Here is a 13,306-nt window from a genome sequence, read left to right on the forward strand (position 1 = left end):
AACCGTCTGTTCGATACCCTCGACGATCTTCGTGATGCTGCGCTCTCTGCGCTCGATCGTATCGAAGTACCAGATGTCTTCACGTACTTATATCCGTGAGTATCAGTACCGGTACACGCGATAGAACCACGTTCGAACGGGTGTGGGTCGGGGGAGTACTCTTCCAAAAGCGGTTCGTCGAGGAACGACTCCAGATCCTCGTCAGCGATGTCGGCGACGACAAGGTTCTGCCGCTGGGTCACGCCAATCATCTCGGAGCCATAGGTGTCGGCCAGGTCCGCGAGTTCGACCACCTCTTCGACGCCGACGCGCCCGGTGAGCACGGACAAACCGACGTAGTTCTGGCCGTCTTTCTGGTCGAAGACGCCGACGTAGTCGCCCGGGGCATCACTCCGGCCAGCGTTGTAGTCATACTGGTCGCGCAGGTCCCGGCCCGCCGTCGGCAACTCGTAGTCGATGTACTCCTCTTGGAGGACCCGGCGGAGTTTTTCCGGGCCCCACTCGTCGACGAGGAACTTGATACGCGCGTTGAACCGGTCGTCGCGGTCCCCGTAGTCCCGGAAGAGCGCACTCACGCCGGCGGCGACCGCGGTGACATCCTCGGGCCTGCAGAAGATGTCCACGTCGCGGGCGAACCGTGGCTCCTTCCGGGCGAGTCCACCACCGACTCGGATGTTGAACCCCGTCACCTCCTCGCCGTCGACCTGTTTGAGGGCGGGTTCGATGGCGAGGTCATTGATGTCGCCTTGGCCGGCGCCGCGGGTGTCACCAGTGACCGACACCTTCCACTTCCGTGGGAGGTCCGAGTGAGCCGGATTCTGCTTGAACTCGTCGTTGAGTTCCTGAACAAGCGGCCAGACGTTGACGTGTTCGTCAGCGTCCCGGCCGGCCATCGGCGACCCAACGATGTTTCGCCAAGAGTCGCCACAGGCCTGCACCGATGAGAGGCCGACCGCCTCGATGCGCTCGAAGATCTCGGCGACATCCTCCAGTTTGATCCAGTGAAGCTGGATCGACTGGCGGGTGGTGAAGTCCGCGTAGGCAGCGCCAAACTCGGGGTTCTCGGCTGGCCCACGGGCAAACTCGTCGGCGATCTCACCGACCGTCCGCAACTGTTCTGGCGTGAGACGCCCCATTGGCACCCCGATCCTGAGCATGAAGTACGACTCCTGACCCTTCCGCTGGTGGTACAGTCCCCACCATTTGAAGCGCTCGAACCAGGCGTCACGTTCGTCTTCCGGGAGCGTCTCCCAACCCTCTCGCGCGAACTCTTCGACGTAGTCTCGGATCTCGGCCCCGTACACTTCCTTTTTCCACGTTTCGACTTCCGTCGGCATGCGACATATCAGCGTCCACAGTAGTAAAGGGGTGTCCGCGGCGACAACTTTTCCCGGCGGGCCGAGATCCCGGCGATTTCTTCCCGTGACGGTGAGCAGTTACCCATCCGAGTGTGCGCTCAAACGGGCTCGGAGAGCCGATGTCTGCGTCGTGGCACATGGATGCTATCCGGGATAACGGCCCTGAACTGCCCGCTGGTGTGGTCGACGCGACCCAGTTCGATCCAGTCGGTGACCCCGTGTTCGCCACAGCCGACACAGACGCCGGCGATTCGCCCCTCAACGGAGCTGGCCTGCACCCCTATATCTACGAACGCCTCCGCCAGGAAGTCGGCGGGCTGACAGTCACAGACGTCGTGGCGAGCGAGCATCCAGAGGTTACTGACCGGGACAGTTCGGCTGTCGTCGACGCTGAGCCAGGCACCATCGTCCAGTTGCCGGATGGAAGTGACCACAACATGAAGTAGGCATGCCGACGGGAAACCGTGACGCCCCACGCGATCGTTGCCGGTCTCGACGACGGTCCGGGCTGACACTGCGCGCTCGATGAACGGGATACCGGCAACAAGAACCGTCGTCCCCAACCGATGACAGAGTTTTCCCCGGGGAGAGTCTATATACTTCGATGGAATTGATACCTACTCGATGGCCGATACAGAGTCCGAGGACCAAGCGCCGGAGGAACCGGATCAGAATCACCTGCAACATCTCTCGGACGGCGCGGGGTGTACAGAAATATGGGAACATCTCTCGGACTTCCGAGACGCGGAGAACGAAGAGGAGACCGATGGCGACAAGACGTAGCGACTGGACCCGTCACAGCCCCCCGGGTGGCCTCAGGACCAGCGATACCGGACGCCGTTTCTCCCTGTGACGCGGTCAAGAGGCGGCGTGGTGCCGTCAGCGCGATGACCCAGTCGAATCGCGGTCCCGACGGCAGCGACGGGGATGATGCCGGGGCCAGTCGTCGAACCGAGCGCCGGGAGCCGGTGGGAGAGCCTGTTGTGCGTGGCGACCCCGAGATAGCGGGTGGTGACGGTCGGGACGCAGTCCGGTACGACCCGGCGGACCCCGAGAGCCTCGAATCGGCTTCCGAGACGTGCGGTAGAAGGATTTTTTCGTGTAGTCCCTCCTCTGCCGCATCAATCGACTCACAAAAGTTCAGGAACACGCGCAGCGTCGATAGCTGGCCTTGCAGAGTCACAGGCTTCAGCCCGTCATTGTCCTGACGGTGGACCCGGAAGCGGTGTAGGTCTCGCCCGGTCAGGTTGTTGAGGTTGTGAATACCGTCGTCATCGCACCACTCGGCAAACTGCTGGAGCCTGTACCCGTGTGACTTGAGAGTTTCAGACGAAATCTCGCCTTCGCGGTGCTGGACGTAGAGTTTCACAGCATCCTCGGGGGCGAGCGCTTCGAGCTCGTCGCTCACGCTCGCGCACCCCCGCATTTAGACCACCCACACTCGGGGCAGAACGGACACCCACCCGACGGGTGGACGTTCGTGCTTCCGCATTCAGGGCAAGTCATGCTGACCCCCTCCGGTCGAGATCACGGTCGTAGGGACCGGCGGCTGTGAGTAGCTTCACGTCCTCACGTTCGTATTCACGGCCAGTCTTCCGGTCGACCAACTCATAGAACACGCCGTCAATCTCGTGCTGGCGCGCGCAGTTGGCACACCAGAAATGGTGGTTCGTCGGTTCCCAACTCCGGTGGCCGCGTGGACAGACGAACCGCCAACGGTCCAGCCGATCTTCGATATCGATAGTTTGCTTGTCCGACATAGCTGGTCGAAACTGACGGACGGGGTTGATAAACGACCTGTCCACACGCGGACAGTGAAAATGAAATGGTCGTTTTCGACGCGTGACGTGTCCGCTACGCCGGTGAGTCGCCGGTAACAGGTAGGTGAAAGTGATGAAAGTGGTTCGCGGGCTGTATCGACTTGTGTTAAATGCGCTTGCGTCTCGTGGTTTCATGTGTTCGCTCCAGTGCGAACACGCGGCCGACTGCTCTTTTTTCGGAACCAGATCGGAAGCAGATTCGGGTGTCGCCATATCTCGCACTGTTGCGGCCACTTCACTTAAAATCAACGTACGTTGTAGTATGACTATCTATATGTTAGTTTGTAGAGTACCCACCGATGCTACTATAGTACAGCCTCAAAACCAGAAAGTATGCGCCGTCCAAGGGTTTCATGGATGACACAGGCAGATGATAGAATTCTTGAAGCCCTCGAAGATAGTGGTCTAAGACTCTCACCGCGTATTCTTGCAGCTAATGTTGATTATTCCCGCCATTATATCGCGCGGCGGCTTGCGAAATTAGAGGAAGGTGGTTTGATTGAAAAAGTCGATGAAGGTCTTTATGAAATTACAATCCAAGGACGAAAATATCTGAGTGGTGATCTGAGTGCCGAAGATCTCGAATTTAATGAGAAATAAGACGTGAATCTGGCCTTTCTTGACCAAGAAAAATCGCAGTAACGCTAGTGTCTATTTTTACGATGAGACTGCAGTTGCAGCTCCGCCCGGTGTTGCATCGTTTAATCCGAATATAGTACGACTTATACCAAACGTCGGGTTTCAGAACTAATAGAACTTGAACTGATTGAATGAGTTGATGACGGCAAGGGTACTATCAGATTACAGACTACGGTATCCAGACGGTAGCGCTACAAAGGAATAGATAGAAGAGAGTTGACAACAGAGCCGCCACTATATGTTTAACCAGTGGGGCTCCAAACCGTCAGACAGTCTACTGATATATCAAGCTCAACTCAATGAATGGTTGCTATAGAACGACGTAGGAAAGGTCTCATTATCCAGTCGATTGCTCCCTGGTGTCCTGTTCTGCTTCTTCAGCAAGTGTGTTTTTCCACATTTCCGGCTCCTCAGTTGGGTCCGTAAAGCGCCGGACCCACACCCGTTGGATGTCGTGGTGGCCGTACTCGTCCATCTCGAATACTGGTTCTTCCGACCGATGCCAGTATGCTTCGAGAAACGTACCGGCATTGTCAGAGTTGATCTCAACGAGATCGACAACAGGCCAGACGTCCCAATCGCGTTTCGTTAGAAACTGTCCCATTGCGTGTTCAAGATGTTCGACCGAGCCATCGTAGTTCGCGAGGCCTGCCAACTCCGCCGTGTACTCGTACTTGTCCTGAAGCGTCGTTCCCGCGTTCGTTGACTCAATTACCTCCAGACCCGCATCTGACCCACTGCCGACTTCTACCCCAAACTCGTTAAGCCACGATTCGATCTTGTCTCGCTGTTCCTCTGTGGCATTCGGAGCCAGTATGAGGCGGTTGGCCATCCATTCAGTTGCTGCCGGTAGCTTCAGAAATGGATCCTCCTCAAGATCAGGCCGGAACGCGACCGGGGTCCCGTCTGCCGCTGACTCAATGAAAACGTTGCTCGTAAATGGATTAACCAGTATGCGGAACTCGATTTCGTCGTCGAAGTCCTCGCCTTTAAAGAAAGTGATAGCCGCGTTCCAGCCCGCTGGTTGGTCCTGAGTGGGGTTTTCATCCTGTTGATATTTACAGGTTCCAAACCGGATGTCGCACGTGTCCGTGGTGAACGACAGGTTCCATTCAGAGGTCTGTGTAATGTTGTTCGGACCGAAGCCGTCGTCTTCGTCTTGAATCACTGGCCAAGACGGCAGGGCTGCAACCAGCTGGCCGACGGTAGTCTCGATCGCACACCCGGCTTTCATCTCGGCATCCTGAGTGTAGCATTTCCAGATGTTGTCTTTCTCTTCGGTTCCGAGTCGCCAGCAGTTGGCAAAGTGCTGGTGGCGGGAGTCACGATGGTACTGGTCGAGCGCCTCTTGGAATTCTTCGTCAGATACTATGTCAATACCTTCGTCCATGCGCTGTCGTTTTCGCCTGGAGTCTGCTGCAAGACTGCCTTTGAGGTTATTATATCCGCCGGGATGCTCGAGGATTCCTTCGTTATTATCGTCGAAGTTCGTGAGGTGGTTGCAGAACAAACCCTCGGTGAAGTACGTCTCAATCTGGCGTTTTTCGCTCAGTGAGCGGTATCGGCGGACAATCATCTGTTCAGAGGGGACAGGTGTATACTCGGAGGAGGGGTTGCGAGAGGGGTTGAGAAAGATCATACGCTTACCTCTACAGGAAGATATAATAACAGTTTGTTTTCAGATGGTGAGGGGGATAGCCGATCGCCCACCGACCACGTGGTTATTTTGTAGAGATAAATGCAAGGGACTTAAACTATATATCAAATTCTCAATAATGGCAACTAAGGTATACTCGACTGGTTTAGCAATCTCAGAACTGGGGAACCTACAATAGTATTCTGACTTAGTCCTCAAACTGCGCCAAGTCTGCTTGTCCTTGACTTGGGTACTTTTTCATATCGTACTCACTGGCGAATGTAGATGATTCAAATCCTTCCGTAGATGCTGAAGTAATCACTATTTGGTAGTTCGGTAGGAAATCAGGAAGTTCATTCAAGAAATTTGTAATATCTTTCTCATTTTCTTTATCAATCTCATTAGTAAATGGAGAATCAATAACAAACATTCTGAACGGCAGACTATTAATTGAACTACTAAGTCTCCGAAGAAGTGCAGTATGGAACAGGAATGCGTGGATATTGGTTTCAGCGGTGCTCGGCTCTGGTCTGCGCGATCTTAGTTCTCGTTCTGGGGTTTGGATTGTGTAGTGGTACGTATCTCCCTCTTCAAAACGTGGGTTATGTGCTTCCGCAAATGTTCCATGATCAAAAACTCCTAAAAGCTCTTCAATCTCTTCCTCTAATTTCCTCTTTTCACTTTCTCGTCTCTTTTTTCGCTGACGCTTGACTATCGGCTTGAATTTTTCAAAGGTATCTCTGCGGCTTTGTTTCTCCTTAGCTATTGGAATTAATCGTTTCTGGGCACTGATTTCATAGTCTATACGTTGCAATTCGTCCTGCAGATGTTCAATATCTGATTCAATAGAGAATATATCTTTCCTCAAGTGGTCAATTTCGTCTCTTAATTTGGTTTTTTCCTCTGCAAGATCCTTCACTTCGCTATTTCGTAACTGATTCTGAACAGATTCTAACTCTTCTTCAAGATCGCTTATTTGTTTTCGTAGGTGTTTCTGTTCCCCTTCCAAGTCCCGTTTCTTCTTACGGTAATCTTGAATATCGTCATCATCGGGGAGTCTGCTGTCAGTGAGTGAATCGGGAGACTGGTGCTCATGTTCCACCAGCATCTTCTCTTCTGGCATTTCTTTGGCACAGAGCGGACAATCGCCATCGTCAACGAGCCTTGACCGCTGCTCTGCATCAACCTCGTTGGTACAAACAGGACAGGTATTCGGCACTGTCATCAGATTTCGCAGATCGTCTGCGATTCCAGACAAATCTCGATGTAACTCTGTGCTGTCGTGGCGTTCAATAAGCCGCTTTATTTGACCTAACTCGTCAGTCGTTTCCTCAAGTCTAACCTTCAAGTCGGCTCGCCGACCTCGAAGTTCATCTCTACGGTTTTCGAGGCTTTTTAGTTGGTCTTCTTCTCCTAATGTATCGTCAATTGAGTCACGACGGTCTTGAAGCTGAGTAAGACGGTTTATTTTCTGCTCGCGCGTTAACTTCAGCTCGTCAATTTCTTCTTCTAACTTCTCTTTCTTATTCCGGTATCTCGTAAGTTCTCCCTGTGCATTAGCTTCCTCTTCGCGTAACTCTAGATCATCTATTTTTTCGTCAATTGCATCTACAACTTGTGATACACTAATCCCAAATAACAAATCGATAAACTGTGAATTATCTCCAAAGAATCGCTTGAAATCTTCACCCATTAAGAAAAACAGGGATAGTATCTTGAAGGGAGAATGTCCCCTTATATTCAATCCGTAGAGACCCAATCTTTTCAGTAATTTCTTGTTGCTAATACCCTCTTCTCCGATATGCTTCTCCGGGTTTTCCATCCGATCCACTACCGAGTCAGCTTCCTCAACGAACCCCTCTCTCAAATATGGGCTATCGTATTCTTTCCGTTTACCACCTCGCCCCGTCTTCAGAAGATTTCTCTCAAGCGTATGGGGTTTTTCGTCTAATTGCCAAAATCCTATTGTGCTGAGACGCTCAGAGTTTCCATGTACAAGATTCCTCATCCCGTATTTATCTTCGTCACCCTCTGGAATTCCAGCAATATTGAACTGTATAGCTTTGATGAGACTAGTTTTACCCTTGGAATTTGGGCCGTAAAGGTAGGTTGATCGCTCATCAAAATCAATCGTCTCCGTTCGTCCTATCGCCTTGAAGAAGCGGGTTGAAAACTTCGCTAAGCGAACGTCATCCACGTTATAACGAATTTCATCGAAATTGGAGAGGAAGAACTCTCTAAGACGCTCTATATCTTCAATTGAAAAGTCGTCTCCCTTTGCATCTAACTCCTCTTCAATACGTGTCCAGACGGCGGGTGTTTCAGGCATGTGCGTTGAATTCTCCTTGCTTGGACTGCTTGTCGTTCTCTGTGAAATTCATTGGACGTCCGTGTAGGACGACGTTACCCTCCTGAGCCTGTTGAACCAGGTCGATCGACTGAAGGTATGAATGAAGGCTTTCGATCGACTCAGCAGCGAAGTCGTTCAGGACTTGTCGTTGCTCATCTTCCCAGGTTTTCAACAAGAGACTATCAAACTGGTTTATTTTCTGCTGATACCGTGTAAAGAAGAATTTGCCCCGCTCGCCCATAGACAACTCAAACGGATATTCGCAGTTGCTAAGGTTTGGAACTGTACGCTCATTAAGCAGGTTCCAACCGATAAGACGATTCTTATCTCGTTCTAAACTCTCTGAGAACGGATAGCCACTCTGCTTGATGAAAGAATACCGGTACCCCGTTCGTTGTAGATTGCCAATGCCTAGTGAATCCTCAAACCGCACAATATCATCGTTCTTCGAGAGCCGGTAGTTAACTGTAAATGCAAGATAGTATAGTTTATCTAACGGCATCTGACTATCTTCAACACGACTGCGGTACCCATCTAGTAGTTTCAGAACCATCACAAAATCTACAATTTCGTCAAGGGTGTAGTTTACTAGATGAGTTTCGTTTAGGAATTCCTCAAAATCAACATTCCCACTCCTAATCGCAGATAACTTTTCCGGAGAGAGCCCTTGATTAGTTATCGCTTCCTCGATCTCAGGCGAACTGAGGACCTCCTGATTGAGGAAATGAAAATATTCCGTGTCCATATCATACTGTTGCCCACTTTGTTCAACCGCTTTATTATGAATCTGGCTAGCGAGTCTGAGATAAGTATCTAAGTCATCTCCTTCTAGACCTGCCCATTTTCCGACTTCCTCCAAGACAATCCAATCGTTGCTCATTGTGGATCTATATACTCCAGGATTCTGTGAACTTCTTGGCTCCACTCTTTCAAGTCTTCTTGACCATTCTCAGGATTTGCGGTATGAAACAGGTAGCCCCAGACTTTACGACGGAAATCATTTTCTGAGTGTTCAATATATGCTCTCGGAATGATCCCTGTGAGTTTCTCAGCAACCTCTTCGCGATTGTCTTTACAGTCGACCCAGACTACAACCTGTCCAGTATCCGGAACAAGATTTGCGTTGTTTGAAATCGTTCCGACATGGTCAGAATCAAGCAAACAAGAATAGTGAATCAACCAAAGACTGTTTACATGGAGTTGCATTTGACTCTGATAGTCTTTATCTGCATTTTGTGCGATTTTGAGGCCTTCTGGTTCTGGTGTAGCATCAACTGAATCTGGACATTCCTCAATACTCTTCTTTTCCTCTTTGATCAAATCAAGGGGATCAGTTCCAAAGCACGTGGCGTTAGGGCCACAGATGATGACGACATTTTCATCATGGCATTGAATGTCTTCCCCGTCATCATACGGTCTGAAATTAGCTACCGACATGAACTCACTGTCTTTGTTGACCAGTCACACTCATCATACGTAAATCATTCTCCATGTCCTCAAAACGTGCTACCTGCCTTCTAGTGCGCTCTGTTGTGGGAGATTTTGGACTGTCAGGAATCATCCGAAGACGCGAAATTAGAGTATTTGATTTTGAACATTCCGTGCACCAAGTCTGTATTTTCTCATAACGCTCTTGATCTTCAACCAGAGGTTCTATTTTCATTTCTTTTGCAATATATTCTAGTCCAGAGACCAGATTTTCAGTGTCTTTGAAATCCGCATTTCCATCGCGAATTTTTGTGAGTGAGTTATGAACTAGTCTACCCTCTTCAGTAATTCTAACAGACGTTCTATCAGCCCTGATTACTCTTAATCTGAGGACTGACAGAAAGAGTGCGAATAGCGATGCTATTGCAAATCCGACACCTACGTCTCCAAAAGATGGGATCATTGGCTCACCCAGAGAGACATGGAAGAGGAGATAGCCAAGATAGGTCAGGACGATCGCAACAAGTGTTAGAGATAGAGTGGAGATGACAATTCCTGAGGAATGATGTAAGCGAGGACAAAACAAAACCTCTGCCGCAGATTTCGTGAACCACGCTGTGGACAATAGACATATTATCCCAATAGCAACACTACCTATGAAAATTTCTTGGCTGAACTCTTCTGTACCGGGAATCGGGATAGAAAACAAAGTTCCAACTCCTAGAGTTACGAAGAGCGGAAAAACTGCAATAATCCATCGTGAGAGGAGCTTTTTACCCCTCCCCCAAGTGAGCCAGTGGTGACGCTTCATAGATTATCTTATACCAAAATCAACCATTATTAATACACTCGATACTATAACCACATGACTACTTTGGTTCCCTTGCTAACGATATGGTGAATAACTGGTGTAATTTGATTTACCTATAAATTATAAATCGGATTTAAATAGTCATAGCCATCGGGTCTAAAATGTGTTCGCCGTTCCCCTGTAGAGCGAGGGATAGACGGCTTAATACAACATAGGCTTCGACCACCAGTATACAATTCCAAGAGATAACGATTCAGAGTGGGCGGGCCTGCTGTTGTACTTCAGCGTCGGTTACTTGAAAAGTGGTGATGAACTATATCACTTATATGAGATTATACCAGGGAGATAGATACCCATAAAAAACCTCTATATTACACACTCACGTTCCAACATACAGATACACCCTTAGCCCTATGGGTTGCACGTCGAGAAAAGCCGATTCTGATTTTTGCATATCAGACCAACCAGAACAGCAGACACGTTCTACTCAAACAGACTGCGAACACGGTCAAGAAAACCATCACTGTCGAGGTCGGGGGCACGACGTAGCCGTTCGTGAACGTCCTGGCTCACACTCTGGTGTGCTTCGAGATATTCGTCGAGCAGCCACCGTGACCCTGTACGCTCGTATTTGAACAGCCCCTCGACACCGTATTCGTCACAGATGCGCTTCGCACGGGCAAGCGCGTCTACTTGGGACTTTTCGCGTCCACCGTCCAGTTCGGTATTCTGGTTGGTGACGGTTATCGTGTACTGGTCGCCAGTCTGTTCTACGATAACGCCGGATTGTGTCACCTCGTGGAAACGGTCAAGGCAACTGTCACAGTAGTGGTACTCTTTGTCTGCTTTGTTGTCGGTGAAGTCGTTGCAACGGACACACTCTGGCATAGGCACGGCTTCGGAGCCTACTGTTATAAAATTATATGTCGTCCTAAGAAACGCCCCAATTTATACTCTCTTTCTGAGTATTGAGGCATATGAATTATCAGCAGTTTGGACTCTGGGATGTCTTTGGCAATATCATCCCAGGAACGGTAGTAATGTTTGGAACTGCAAGCCTGCTCAGCGAAGAGTACTTCTCTATTTTGCAAGGTGGATTAGATGCTGGTGGCGCGTTCTTTGCATTTCTCTTAGTGATTTTTAGTTTCGTTGTTGGCTGGGTATTTCAGGCACTAGCAAGAGTAATTGACGGGGCTATGCCTTACACAAAAACTACAATATCGACTTTCCGTGACGAAGTCAGTAATGCGTCCTCTGGGGATGACGGGATTAATTATACTGAGCGATACATGCGTGGAGCCAAATTATTTTTTGCCGATAACCAGGCAGATGAGTTGGATAATCTTGACTGGGAACTGAGTCAGGACTTGGTTTTTCATATGACTTATGGACATATCTACGACAACAATATTGGTCGCTCCCATCGGTTCTATGTATTAATGATTCTTTCTAGAAGCCTGTACGTTGCTTTCGGTCTCACAGCGGTGGCCCACCTGGTTATTTTACTGGCTAATTCCTTCATTGCGTATTCTCCCGTACTAAATCCCGGAGAGTCAGGAGCAATAATAGGGATTACTCTACTGAGTTCCTTTCTTATGTTCTCGACAAAAGATTACATGCAGCGGAGTCGAGTGAAAACGATGATTGGCGATTTCTACAGGTCTGAATTGACTGATTAAACTATATGTAGTGACTACTCATGGTTAACCCAGTGCAGCATCGTTGTACTGTTTTGTAGTTGCTACTGCCTCATCGATTAATACACAGTCGACAATCCCTGAGGGTTGCACGTCGACAGAAGCCGATTCGCGTTTTTGCACATGCCAGCAGCTCGAACCATGTGCAAATTCGCGCTGTTTTCGTCGAGCCTGGAGCCGTCCCATCACGATCTCCCCGGATACCCCCACCGAATCACCCTGAATTACCCCGTTGAGTAACCCCAAAAATCTAGGAACTCGGCCACCATGTGCAAATATGCGCATCAACACAGACGGTAAGAAGGCTTGGAGAAGCGACCTTTACGAACGGACCGCTGACGTACTCGATGAATCCACCAAGGCGGGCGCGATAGATAGCGCGTGCATCCACGCGAAGCAAGACGTTGAGGCAAAGCAAGAAGCAATAGAATATCTTGCCGAGCGATTATCGGCTGGCGAGCTGGAAGAAGTAACCACAAAACTCAGTACAGACACCATTGAGATATCTGCTGAAGTAAAAACGGATGTAGAGCCAACTGCGTAAAAACTCCGTCTGAATGCGGAAAGCTACTTACTCACGGCCACGGCTGACAAAAATCCAAAGAGAGTCACACCAACACCACCACATAGCGTTACATACACACCGGTTCCAATTTCAGAAACTTCTGAAAGTGCTGCAACTTCAAAATCATCAAGATTAGGTTGGAACATGAATGGATCAATTAGAAGAGCAACCATCCCAGCAGTGATACCGAGTCCAAGCAATCCAGCAAAAAGATATAGTGATGACTCCCCAGCGATCAAGCACAAGCATGACACAACGGCCAGAATGGAAACTGCGAGACCCAAATTAAAATCAAGTCCAATTGCAGTGGTACTAACACTTTGATTTAGTACACTGACAAATTCAAATTGGATCCAGTTCATAAACACTCCAACGATGGCCATACCGGTCGATATAACACCTAAGAGTCGAAAGTATTCAGCTTCTGTTGATTCTGCACCAGCTGATCCTGAGCCATCAGAGCGGCCAATCCGCTTCCGGGCACGATTCTCTGAACGAGGTTTTTGTCGTATCTGCGTCCCACAGTTAGCACAAAAAACATCATTTTTACTGACGCTTTCTCCACATTCAGGACAATAATTCATTTCTTATGCAGACACCCGAATGCCATTTAACAATAACTACTCAACTTGGGACCCACTAATTGGTCAAAAGCTACTACCTGTGTTAAACCACCCCGTCTAGTATCAGAAGAGTGACCATGAACTCTGGTCACTCCGTCCCAGAACAGGGACACACGACAGGCGTACAGACACTCCCTAGGCTCGGGCCGACGTGCTCGGGCTGTGGCGCAAAAGAAACTCATTATCTCGGCAGTGAGGGCGTGACGGACAGGTTCATCTGTCTGAACTGCCAGCACGTCGAAGAGCGGGAGGCGGGCCATGCGTAAGGATTTCGCTATCTTCTACGCGTGGCTGTATCGTCAAGTCCACGGCACCCACCCGCTGGGGACACCGATGACCGACGGCGGCAAGCTCGACTTCAACGACGCATTCATTTCTC

At 49.7% G+C, this 13,306-nt stretch carries 14 protein-coding genes and 2 pseudogenes; 5 read left to right on the plus strand and 11 right to left on the minus strand.

From position 1 onward, the window contains the following. Window positions 1-56: 56 nt before the first annotated feature. Together N5098_RS09225 and N5098_RS17775 are read right to left on the minus strand one after the other, a co-directional pair. Window positions 57-1,337 (minus strand): annotated as a pseudogene (locus N5098_RS09225) (nitrite/sulfite reductase); the annotation flags it as partial. A gap of 119 nt (window positions 1,338-1,456) precedes the next feature. After that, window positions 1,457-1,873: a DUF8134 family protein gene (locus N5098_RS17775; RefSeq protein ID WP_465261601.1), complete on the minus strand. Its 417-nt coding sequence runs from the start codon at window positions 1,871-1,873 to the stop codon at window positions 1,457-1,459. A 109-nt stretch (window positions 1,874-1,982) separates the two neighbouring features. Here N5098_RS17775 and N5098_RS17780 point away from each other — a divergent pair, with 109 nt between their 5' ends. Continuing rightward, window positions 1,983-2,141 (plus strand): DUF8595 family protein, encoded by a 159-nt coding sequence (locus tag N5098_RS17780; protein WP_464379773.1) that lies wholly within the window; start codon window positions 1,983-1,985, stop codon window positions 2,139-2,141. Window positions 2,142-2,505: 364 nt separating this feature from the next. On the opposite strand, the pseudogene N5098_RS17785 reads toward N5098_RS17780, so the two are convergent. Both N5098_RS17785 and N5098_RS09240 read right to left on the minus strand, forming a co-directional pair. Next, window positions 2,506-2,784 (minus strand): annotated as a pseudogene (locus tag N5098_RS17785) (site-specific integrase); the annotation flags it as partial. Between the two features lie 76 nt (window positions 2,785-2,860). Continuing rightward, the gene (locus N5098_RS09240) at window positions 2,861-3,118 is read right to left on the minus strand and encodes a hypothetical protein (protein ID WP_267637540.1); all 258 of its coding nucleotides are present in this window, start codon (window positions 3,116-3,118) and stop codon (window positions 2,861-2,863) included. Between the two features lie 393 nt (window positions 3,119-3,511). Here N5098_RS09240 and N5098_RS09245 point away from each other — a divergent pair, with 393 nt between their 5' ends. Then, the gene (locus N5098_RS09245; protein WP_497007449.1) at window positions 3,512-3,778 is read left to right on the plus strand and encodes a winged helix-turn-helix domain-containing protein; all 267 of its coding nucleotides are present in this window, start codon (window positions 3,512-3,514) and stop codon (window positions 3,776-3,778) included. A gap of 376 nt (window positions 3,779-4,154) precedes the next feature. Here the strand turns inward: N5098_RS09245 and N5098_RS09250 are convergent, their stop codons facing one another. The 6 genes from N5098_RS09250 to N5098_RS09275 form a co-directional block, all read right to left on the minus strand. Beyond that, window positions 4,155-5,456, minus strand: a complete 1,302-nt coding sequence (locus N5098_RS09250) for a hypothetical protein (RefSeq protein ID WP_267637542.1) — start codon at window positions 5,454-5,456, stop codon at window positions 4,155-4,157. A 205-nt stretch (window positions 5,457-5,661) separates the two neighbouring features. Beyond that, entirely contained in the window at window positions 5,662-7,782 is a 2,121-nt protein-coding gene (locus N5098_RS09255) for an AAA family ATPase (protein ID WP_267637543.1), read from the minus strand. Continuing rightward, complete coding sequence (locus N5098_RS09260) at window positions 7,775-8,683, minus strand: hypothetical protein (protein ID WP_267637545.1); 909 nt, start codon at window positions 8,681-8,683, stop codon at window positions 7,775-7,777. Before N5098_RS09260 ends, N5098_RS09255 begins: the two co-directional genes overlap by 8 nt. Continuing rightward, complete coding sequence (locus N5098_RS09265; RefSeq protein WP_267637547.1) at window positions 8,680-9,240, minus strand: hypothetical protein; 561 nt, start codon at window positions 9,238-9,240, stop codon at window positions 8,680-8,682. Before N5098_RS09265 ends, N5098_RS09260 begins: the two co-directional genes overlap by 4 nt. Before the next feature lie 4 nt (window positions 9,241-9,244). Further along, window positions 9,245-10,042 (minus strand): hypothetical protein, encoded by a 798-nt coding sequence (locus N5098_RS09270; protein WP_267637548.1) that lies wholly within the window; start codon window positions 10,040-10,042, stop codon window positions 9,245-9,247. 483 nt (window positions 10,043-10,525) lie between these two features. Further along, window positions 10,526-10,930 carry a hypothetical protein gene (locus tag N5098_RS09275; RefSeq protein ID WP_267637549.1) on the minus strand — a complete coding sequence of 135 codons (405 nt, stop codon included), beginning with the start codon at window positions 10,928-10,930 and terminating at the stop codon, window positions 10,526-10,528. 89 nt (window positions 10,931-11,019) lie between these two features. Here N5098_RS09275 and N5098_RS09280 point away from each other — a divergent pair, with 89 nt between their 5' ends. Both N5098_RS09280 and N5098_RS09285 read left to right on the plus strand, forming a co-directional pair. After that, window positions 11,020-11,721 carry a hypothetical protein gene (locus N5098_RS09280; protein ID WP_267637551.1) on the plus strand — a complete coding sequence of 234 codons (702 nt, stop codon included), beginning with the start codon at window positions 11,020-11,022 and terminating at the stop codon, window positions 11,719-11,721. 295 nt (window positions 11,722-12,016) lie between these two features. Then, window positions 12,017-12,283, plus strand: a complete 267-nt coding sequence (locus tag N5098_RS09285) for a DUF7692 domain-containing protein (protein WP_267637552.1) — start codon at window positions 12,017-12,019, stop codon at window positions 12,281-12,283. 23 nt (window positions 12,284-12,306) lie between these two features. Here the strand turns inward: N5098_RS09285 and N5098_RS09290 are convergent, their stop codons facing one another. After that, window positions 12,307-12,888 (minus strand): zinc ribbon domain-containing protein, encoded by a 582-nt coding sequence (locus N5098_RS09290; protein ID WP_267637553.1) that lies wholly within the window; start codon window positions 12,886-12,888, stop codon window positions 12,307-12,309. A gap of 116 nt (window positions 12,889-13,004) precedes the next feature. Here N5098_RS09290 and N5098_RS09295 point away from each other — a divergent pair, with 116 nt between their 5' ends. Further along, window positions 13,005-13,193 carry a hypothetical protein gene (locus tag N5098_RS09295; protein WP_267637554.1) on the plus strand — a complete coding sequence of 63 codons (189 nt, stop codon included), beginning with the start codon at window positions 13,005-13,007 and terminating at the stop codon, window positions 13,191-13,193. The last annotated feature ends 113 nt before the right edge of the window (window positions 13,194-13,306 follow it).

The sequence above is a fragment of the Halovenus rubra genome (assembly GCF_026586665.1).
GTDB classification, from domain to species: Archaea; Halobacteriota; Halobacteria; order Halobacteriales; family Haloarculaceae; genus Halovenus; species Halovenus rubra.

Bases quoted from the DNA above. Each gene is read 5' to 3' on its own strand.
- N5098_RS17780 (WP_464379773.1), top strand. From the start codon at position 1,983: ATGGCCGATACAGAGTCCGAGGACCAAGCGCCGGAGGAACCGGATCAG.
- N5098_RS09240 (WP_267637540.1), bottom strand. From the start codon at position 3,118: ATGTCGGACAAGCAAACTATCGATATCGAAGATCGGCTGGACCGTTGG.
- N5098_RS09245 (WP_497007449.1), top strand. From the start codon at position 3,512: ATGCGCCGTCCAAGGGTTTCATGGATGACACAGGCAGATGATAGAATT.
- N5098_RS09250 (WP_267637542.1), bottom strand. From the start codon at position 5,456: ATGATCTTTCTCAACCCCTCTCGCAACCCCTCCTCCGAGTATACACCT.
- N5098_RS09255 (WP_267637543.1), bottom strand. From the start codon at position 7,782: ATGCCTGAAACACCCGCCGTCTGGACACGTATTGAAGAGGAGTTAGAT.
- N5098_RS09260 (WP_267637545.1), bottom strand. From the start codon at position 8,683: ATGAGCAACGATTGGATTGTCTTGGAGGAAGTCGGAAAATGGGCAGGT.
- N5098_RS09265 (WP_267637547.1), bottom strand. From the start codon at position 9,240: ATGTCGGTAGCTAATTTCAGACCGTATGATGACGGGGAAGACATTCAA.
- N5098_RS09270 (WP_267637548.1), bottom strand. From the start codon at position 10,042: ATGAAGCGTCACCACTGGCTCACTTGGGGGAGGGGTAAAAAGCTCCTC.
- N5098_RS09275 (WP_267637549.1), bottom strand. From the start codon at position 10,930: ATGCCAGAGTGTGTCCGTTGCAACGACTTCACCGACAACAAAGCAGAC.
- N5098_RS09280 (WP_267637551.1), top strand. From the start codon at position 11,020: ATGAATTATCAGCAGTTTGGACTCTGGGATGTCTTTGGCAATATCATC.
- N5098_RS09285 (WP_267637552.1), top strand. From the start codon at position 12,017: ATGCGCATCAACACAGACGGTAAGAAGGCTTGGAGAAGCGACCTTTAC.
- N5098_RS09290 (WP_267637553.1), bottom strand. From the start codon at position 12,888: ATGAATTATTGTCCTGAATGTGGAGAAAGCGTCAGTAAAAATGATGTT.
- N5098_RS09295 (WP_267637554.1), top strand. From the start codon at position 13,005: ATGAACTCTGGTCACTCCGTCCCAGAACAGGGACACACGACAGGCGTA.